This window comes from Pseudoalteromonas sp. UBA2102 (assembly GCF_002331165.1).
Classification (GTDB): domain Bacteria; phylum Pseudomonadota; class Gammaproteobacteria; order Enterobacterales; family Alteromonadaceae; genus Pseudoalteromonas; species Pseudoalteromonas atlantica.
Genome location: NZ_DCYU01000088.1, coordinates 1 through 6,163, shown reverse-complemented (window position 1 = coordinate 6,163; position 6,163 = coordinate 1). Strand labels below are relative to the sequence as shown.

The 6,163-nt window shown below is 40.1% G+C and carries 5 protein-coding genes; 2 read left to right on the top strand and 3 right to left on the bottom strand.

What is annotated here, in order from left to right:
• Positions 1-24: 24 nt before the first annotated feature.
• Both zigA and B2R65_RS12145 read left to right on the top strand, forming a co-directional pair.
• Positions 25-1,224, top strand: a complete 1,200-nt coding sequence (zigA, locus tag B2R65_RS12150; protein WP_273611464.1) for a zinc metallochaperone GTPase ZigA — start codon at positions 25-27, stop codon at positions 1,222-1,224.
• A complete protein-coding gene (locus B2R65_RS12145; RefSeq protein WP_273611463.1) occupies positions 1,224-1,913 on the top strand; it encodes a DUF1826 domain-containing protein in 690 nt (229 codons plus the stop codon). The genes zigA and B2R65_RS12145 overlap by 1 nt, the downstream gene beginning before the upstream one ends.
• Before the next feature lie 26 nt (positions 1,914-1,939).
• Here the strand turns inward: B2R65_RS12145 and B2R65_RS12140 are convergent, their stop codons facing one another.
• The 3 genes from B2R65_RS12140 to B2R65_RS12130 all read right to left on the bottom strand — a co-directional run.
• A complete protein-coding gene (locus B2R65_RS12140) occupies positions 1,940-4,699 on the bottom strand; it encodes a response regulator (protein ID WP_273611462.1) in 2,760 nt (919 codons plus the stop codon).
• A gap of 138 nt (positions 4,700-4,837) precedes the next feature.
• Positions 4,838-5,116 (bottom strand): hypothetical protein, encoded by a 279-nt coding sequence (locus B2R65_RS12135; RefSeq protein WP_286743002.1) that lies wholly within the window; start codon positions 5,114-5,116, stop codon positions 4,838-4,840.
• A 458-nt stretch (positions 5,117-5,574) separates the two neighbouring features.
• On the bottom strand, positions 5,575-6,163 hold a 589-nt coding region (locus tag B2R65_RS12130), incomplete at its 5' end, for an HNH endonuclease (RefSeq protein WP_286742999.1).

The following is a 6,163-nucleotide window of genomic DNA, read 5'->3' as shown; positions in this document are numbered from 1 at the left end:
ATACCTATTAGTAAGTAAAATTAAATGATCAATAAACTGCCCGTCACAGTGTTATCAGGCTTTTTAGGCGCTGGTAAAACAACCGTACTTAGCCATATTCTTAATAACCGACAAGGAAAAAAAGTGGCAGTTATAGTCAACGATATGAGCGAGATAAACATAGATGCAGCCACAATTAAAAACGATGTGTCGCTCAATCACAGCAACGAAAAACTCGTCGAAATGAGCAACGGCTGTATTTGCTGCACACTACGAGAAGATTTACTTGTTGAAGTGGGTAAACTTGCCAAAGATGGCCGTTTTGATTATCTCGTCATTGAATCAACAGGCATTTCAGAACCTCTACCGGTTGCCGAAACATTTACCTTTGCCGACGAAAACGGGGTTTCTCTTGGTGATGTTGCCACCCTCGATACCATGGTAACCGTGGTTGATGCGGTTAACTTTTTAACCGACTACGAACAAGCAAACGATTTACAAGATACTGGCGAATCGTTAGGAGAAGACGACGAGCGAAGCGTGGCCGACCTACTTGTTGATCAAGTTGAATTTGCCGACGTTATTTTAATTAGCAAAACTGATTTAGCCACCAATGAACAGCTCAATAAGCTTATTGCCATTTTAAATACGCTTAATACTCAAGCTAAAATGATTCCTATATCAAACGGCAATATTAATATTAACGAAGTGCTCAATACGGGCTTATTTAATTTTGCACGTGCCCAACAAGCGCCGGATTGGCTTAAAGAAATGCGTGGTGAACACATCCCCGAGACCGAAGAGTATGGTATTAGCAGCTTTAATTATACGGCGCGCCGCCCATTTAACCCTGAAAAGTTTTATCACTTTTTGCACAACACCGAGCAATTTGGCCAGCTCATTCGCTCTAAAGGATATTTTTGGCTCGCAACGCGCCCTTTATTTTGCGCGCAGTGGAGCCAAGCCGGCGGTATAGCTCATTACGGGTTTGCTGGCATGTTTTATAAAGCAATTCCTAAAAAAGACTGGCCCACAGAGCCCGAGCTACTTGCTGGTATAAACAGTAAATGGGTAGAGCCCTTTGGTGATATGCGTCAAGAACTTGTATTTATTGGTCAGTCGTTAAATAAACACGCCATGATTGAGGCGCTTGATGACTGCCTACTACCAGAAGAAGCCGTGCTTAAAGGTAAAGATTTTTGGAAAACCTATAACGACCCGTTTCCTATTTGGGAGGAAGTGTAATGAATGCCCTAGCTCCAATAACGGCGCAAATAAAACCCACTGAGCAACTCCACCGAAGAGCAGCTAAAGACAGTAACGCCAATGTATTGCCACACATTTATGACCAAAACACTAACATCGTTATTTGGCAAAGAGACCTTGAACAAGCATTAACAAATGCCGTTAATACACTCATTAGCACTAATGCCATAAAACCACTTGAGCTTGCGGTATCACCCGATGATGCGTTTGATAAGTTAGTTACTGCACTTAAACCAAATGATAATAACCGCGATGAAACTGATGCGCTGTGTAAAGACATAACATTATTAGTTGAAATGTTTTGCTGCCTATTTGACTTAAAACGCGCCGGTTTAAGGCTAAAAATATTAGATAAACCTATGTGCCCGCGTTTTCATGTAGACAAAATTCCGTGCCGATTAGTGACTACTTACCAAGGCGTTGCAACGCAGTGGTTAAATCACAGCGATGTAGAGCGCTCAAAGCTTGGAACTGGTAATTTAGGTAAGCCTGATGAAGAGTCTGGCTTATTTAAAAGCCTAAATAATATTAATCAACTCCAGCAAGGCGATGTTGCGCTACTTAAAGGCGAGTACTGGGATGAAAACGAAGGCGCAGGGCTTGTACATCGCTCGCCACCGGTGGCTGCAAACGAGCAACGCTTGTTGCTCACCCTCGATTTTATTTAAAGTTTGTTATGGTGATAAACGCTGCACTAATGCGTGTTTATCACCCTCGCGATTACTTCATACAACCCTTGTGTATTTACCGGTTTAGATACAAAATCATCCATGCCTACACTTAAACAGCGCTGCTTATCATCTTCGTAGGCGTTTGCGGTAATAGCAACAATGGGCACATGTGCCTTTGTGTTTACCTCGTTAGCCCGTATTGTTTGGGTGCACTCGTAGCCATCCATATTAGGCATTTGGCAATCCATTAAAATTAAATCAAAGCGGTTACCTTCAAGTACTTTTAGCGCTTCTATGCCGTCGGTTGCCATCACTAAGTTTACCTTTGTAGGCTCTAGCATTTTTGCAATTACTTGGCGGTTAATGGGGTTATCTTCAACCAGTAAAAGTGTTTTATCGCTTAAATTAGGCAACGACTTCGGCTGTTTTACGGGCTCTGGTTTGTTGGACTGTGCTTTAGGTGCACTTACGTAAAATTTAAGTACGCTGCCTTTGCCTGGTTCGCTGTTGAGGGTAATTTCACCCTGCATTTTTTTAATTAACCCTTGGCTAATTGCTAAACCTAAGCCTGTGCCACCATACTTACGTGCCACACCTACATCTGCTTGCGTAAACTCACTAAATAACAACGACTGCTGATCTTTTTCAATACCAATGCCGCTATCGGCTACGCTTATTAAAAGTTGCTCGTTTTCGTAATCAAACGATAAACGCACAAAACCACGCTCAGTAAACTTATACGCATTAGAGAGCAAGTTAATAATGACTTGGTTTAAACGTAGGTCGTCTACTTTTACGCAATCTGGCAGCCTGTCGCTTTGGCTAACAATAAACTCGACGTGATCAGAACTTACAATGGGAGAAAACAACGACTTTATATTGGCAATAAACGGCGCAAGGTTAGTCGCCCGTGGGCTAATTTCCATGGCGTTAGCTTCTATTTTAGAAAAATCTAAAATATCGTTTAAAATTTTCAGTAAGTTTTGTGCGCTTTTTTGCTGCGTATTTAATAGCTCCCGCTGCTCATCGGTTAATGAATTATCGCGCAATAAAACCTCTCCCATGCCTAAAATACCGTTCATAGGGGTGCGTAGCTCGTGGCTCATATTGGCTAAAAATTGCGACTTTGCAACATTGGCTAAATTAGCCCTATTTACCGCTTTTTTAAGCTCGGTGGTTTGCTCTGCTACTTTGCCCTCTAGCTGCTGATTAAATTCGCTCAGCTGGGTATTTAACCCTTGGTTTCTGATATTAGAGGCTTGTAGGTTTTCTATTGAACGCTGCAGCGCATTAGCTAGTAATTCAAATTGCTGTTGCAGTTGCAATACCTCATGCCAGCTTGAGTCTGTATTAAACTTATGTGTTTTGGTTTTGCCAAAGCTTTGCATTAGCGTAGTTAAGCTAGTGATTGGCTGCACTAATAAATTAGCAAGTTGGTGTATAAAAATAACCACCATAAGCATCAATATCGCACTTAACAAAATAGTGGGTAGCCAAGCTTTTGCCACCGACATACTTAAATGCTTACGATTATAAAAGGTAATAACTTGCCAGTGATTTTGTGGATCAATGTACCTAGAGCTGTGGTACACCTCGTTTTTGCTTGAACGAAATAGGTTTTTATCACCTAAGTTACTGGTATTAAAGCCCTCCCCGTTAAAATGGCTCAGTATTTTAAATTCATCAAGGGAGCTAAATACCACTTTTTGCTGCGCATCTAGCACCACTAAATCGCCCGTGTACTCAAATAAGTTAGGTATAAACCGCTCTAAGCGGTCTAACTTTAACGAGCCCTCTACCACACCATAAAACGTATTGTTACGGTATATAGGTGCCGACAGCGCCACAATGGCCTCGTTACCTAGGCCGCGACCTTGAAACACACCACTGGTATAACCCAGAGGGAACTGCTGAGCTTGAGTAAAGTATGCTCGGTCTTTAACACTACGCTGCGCAAGGCTAAGCCCCTCTATTAAATCGCTGGGCGAGCTAAGCTCTACAAAGCCATCTGGGTTTGCATACAAGCTGGTTGTAAAGCCTGGAAATAACGACATTAATCGTTTGAGCTGCACATCGCTTGCAGTGCCCGCACTTATTGCGTCGCTACTCATAACAATGGCGTTTTTATGAAATGCTAAATAATCATTTAATTGCGTGCTAATAGACTCGGCTTTTTCTTTTAGTTGAGCGTTTACTTCATACTCTAAGCGCGCATGATGATCGTTTACTAAAATTACACTGGTTAGCAATACCACTAAAATAATAATGACACTAACCACATAGCTTAAAATTTTTGCCAGTGGCCTACCCTGATACGCACGGCTAGCGTAAGGTACAAATACACTAACTAAATCAACCACCGCCAAACTTATTAGCGCGTTAATTAAGTACTTTGATATCGCTACTATTAGCGTTAACCAGGCCAAGCCAATAACAAATTGGCCTATAACCCATACAAAGGGTAAACCAATACATAGCCAAAATACGCTACCCAGAGGAAGAATAGGTTTAGAGCGGCGTAAACAAAAAGCATAAAGCCAACAAAGCTCGAGTAAATACACAATACTCGGCCAACAATGGCCCCACCTATAAAGTAAAAAACCAGAAACAATAGCAAGGCTTAGGCACGCGTAACGCAGCCCAGTAAATACTAAGCTGCATAAAACAAACAATTGCCCAAACAAAAATTCGGAGCTGTCGAAAAAATACAATGGCGAGAGATTTACTAACCCGCCTAATAACCCTAATAAAACAGCGAGTGTCCACTTACTTCTTTGCGGCATTAATCAACCTTGGGGCACTTTGTTAACACTTTATATGTTAAAATTAATGTAATTTTTACATTATTACGTACAAGGCAAGGGTTGTCTAGCAGCAATAAAACAGGAACAGATACACATTACCCCCTGTCAAAAAGCGTGTTATGTGTTTTTACACTTACTCTTTTTATGACTGTCACTTAAATTTAACTTAATATCCTTAAGCATAGGCTTAGCATTTGCGATTGCTAAATAGGCATTAGCTAACGCTTCTGGAGCTGCGCAATAGTCTACATCGAGTATTACTGTTGAAACATTGAGTGACTTTAATTTATTGCCAAGCTCAGTAGATGTGAGTTTTGCTTTAGCGTTGCTAATTAAGTAATTTGATTTTTTTACATAAATAGTGAATGTTTCATCTGCTAGTGCAGTAAACGGCAATAATAAAAACAGTGTGAATGTAAAAATGAGGTAGAGCGGTAATAGTGTAAAATCGACACTCGAAATATTAAATATTTTACGGTATTACTAAGGAATAATTTAAAAAGGAATGTATTTTCACCCAAATTGTTGTTTGAAGTATAAGTTGACATAAAAACATACGTTTCTACTGGGCTACAGCGCCATAGGTGGAGTGTAACTTGGCATAAAATTGAAGTGTATAATGGCATAAAGTTACCAAATATAGGCTTTATGAGGTCAATCCCATAAAAATACTGCCAAGTTTAGTTGGCTGCTATGTGCCATGAGCGGACATTGAAGATTTTTAAAGTATGAATTCAAGATTTGACCCCATTCACTTACAGTTGCTGACAGAGGCGTCGAATATGCGCGTATTAACCCTAATCATGATAAGTCTGTTAACATTAATGATTAAGTAAATCACAGCTGAAATAGATTCAGCTATTTTTATTATGCTTCATAAATTGATAAAATTGCCTCTTTAATAATGATTTAGAAACACCGACTTTACTACTACCCAATTTTATCCCTGCAAAATTTTTGTAGTAGGTATCTTTTACTTTATCAGAAACAACTATTTCTAGGGTCTGCGGTTCAATTGATATTAAAAACTTATCGAATAACCGATGGAGATCAACTCTAAGACATAAGCCATTCTGTAACACGTTAGATTGTGCCCCTTTGTAAGGCATAATGTGTGCAGCCTCAAGCAAGGCTTGTTCTTCACTGCCAGATATAGCACATTTCAAATAGAAATTATCCAGAATAAGTGCTCGAAATCCCTGCTGACCGACCCTAGTTACCTGACTTCTAGTAACTCTACTCCGGTTATCCTCAGATAAGGCTTCTAAATCCAAACTCTCTTTCTGAATTAGCTTGGCAAATCTATCTTTCTCTTCAGATTCATCTCCCGCCTCGTCATAATCGTACTCTAAGTCAAGAATTTGTGGGTGTTCAAGAAAAGCTTTCCAGTGCTTCTTTTGGTTATCAATTTTATTGGTATGTAGTGGCATAGTTAATTTGGCC

Bases quoted from the DNA above. Each gene is read 5' to 3' on its own strand.
- zigA (WP_273611464.1), top strand. From the start codon at position 25: ATGATCAATAAACTGCCCGTCACAGTGTTATCAGGCTTTTTAGGCGCT.
- B2R65_RS12145 (WP_273611463.1), top strand. From the start codon at position 1,224: ATGAATGCCCTAGCTCCAATAACGGCGCAAATAAAACCCACTGAGCAA.
- B2R65_RS12140 (WP_273611462.1), bottom strand. From the start codon at position 4,699: ATGCCGCAAAGAAGTAAGTGGACACTCGCTGTTTTATTAGGGTTATTA.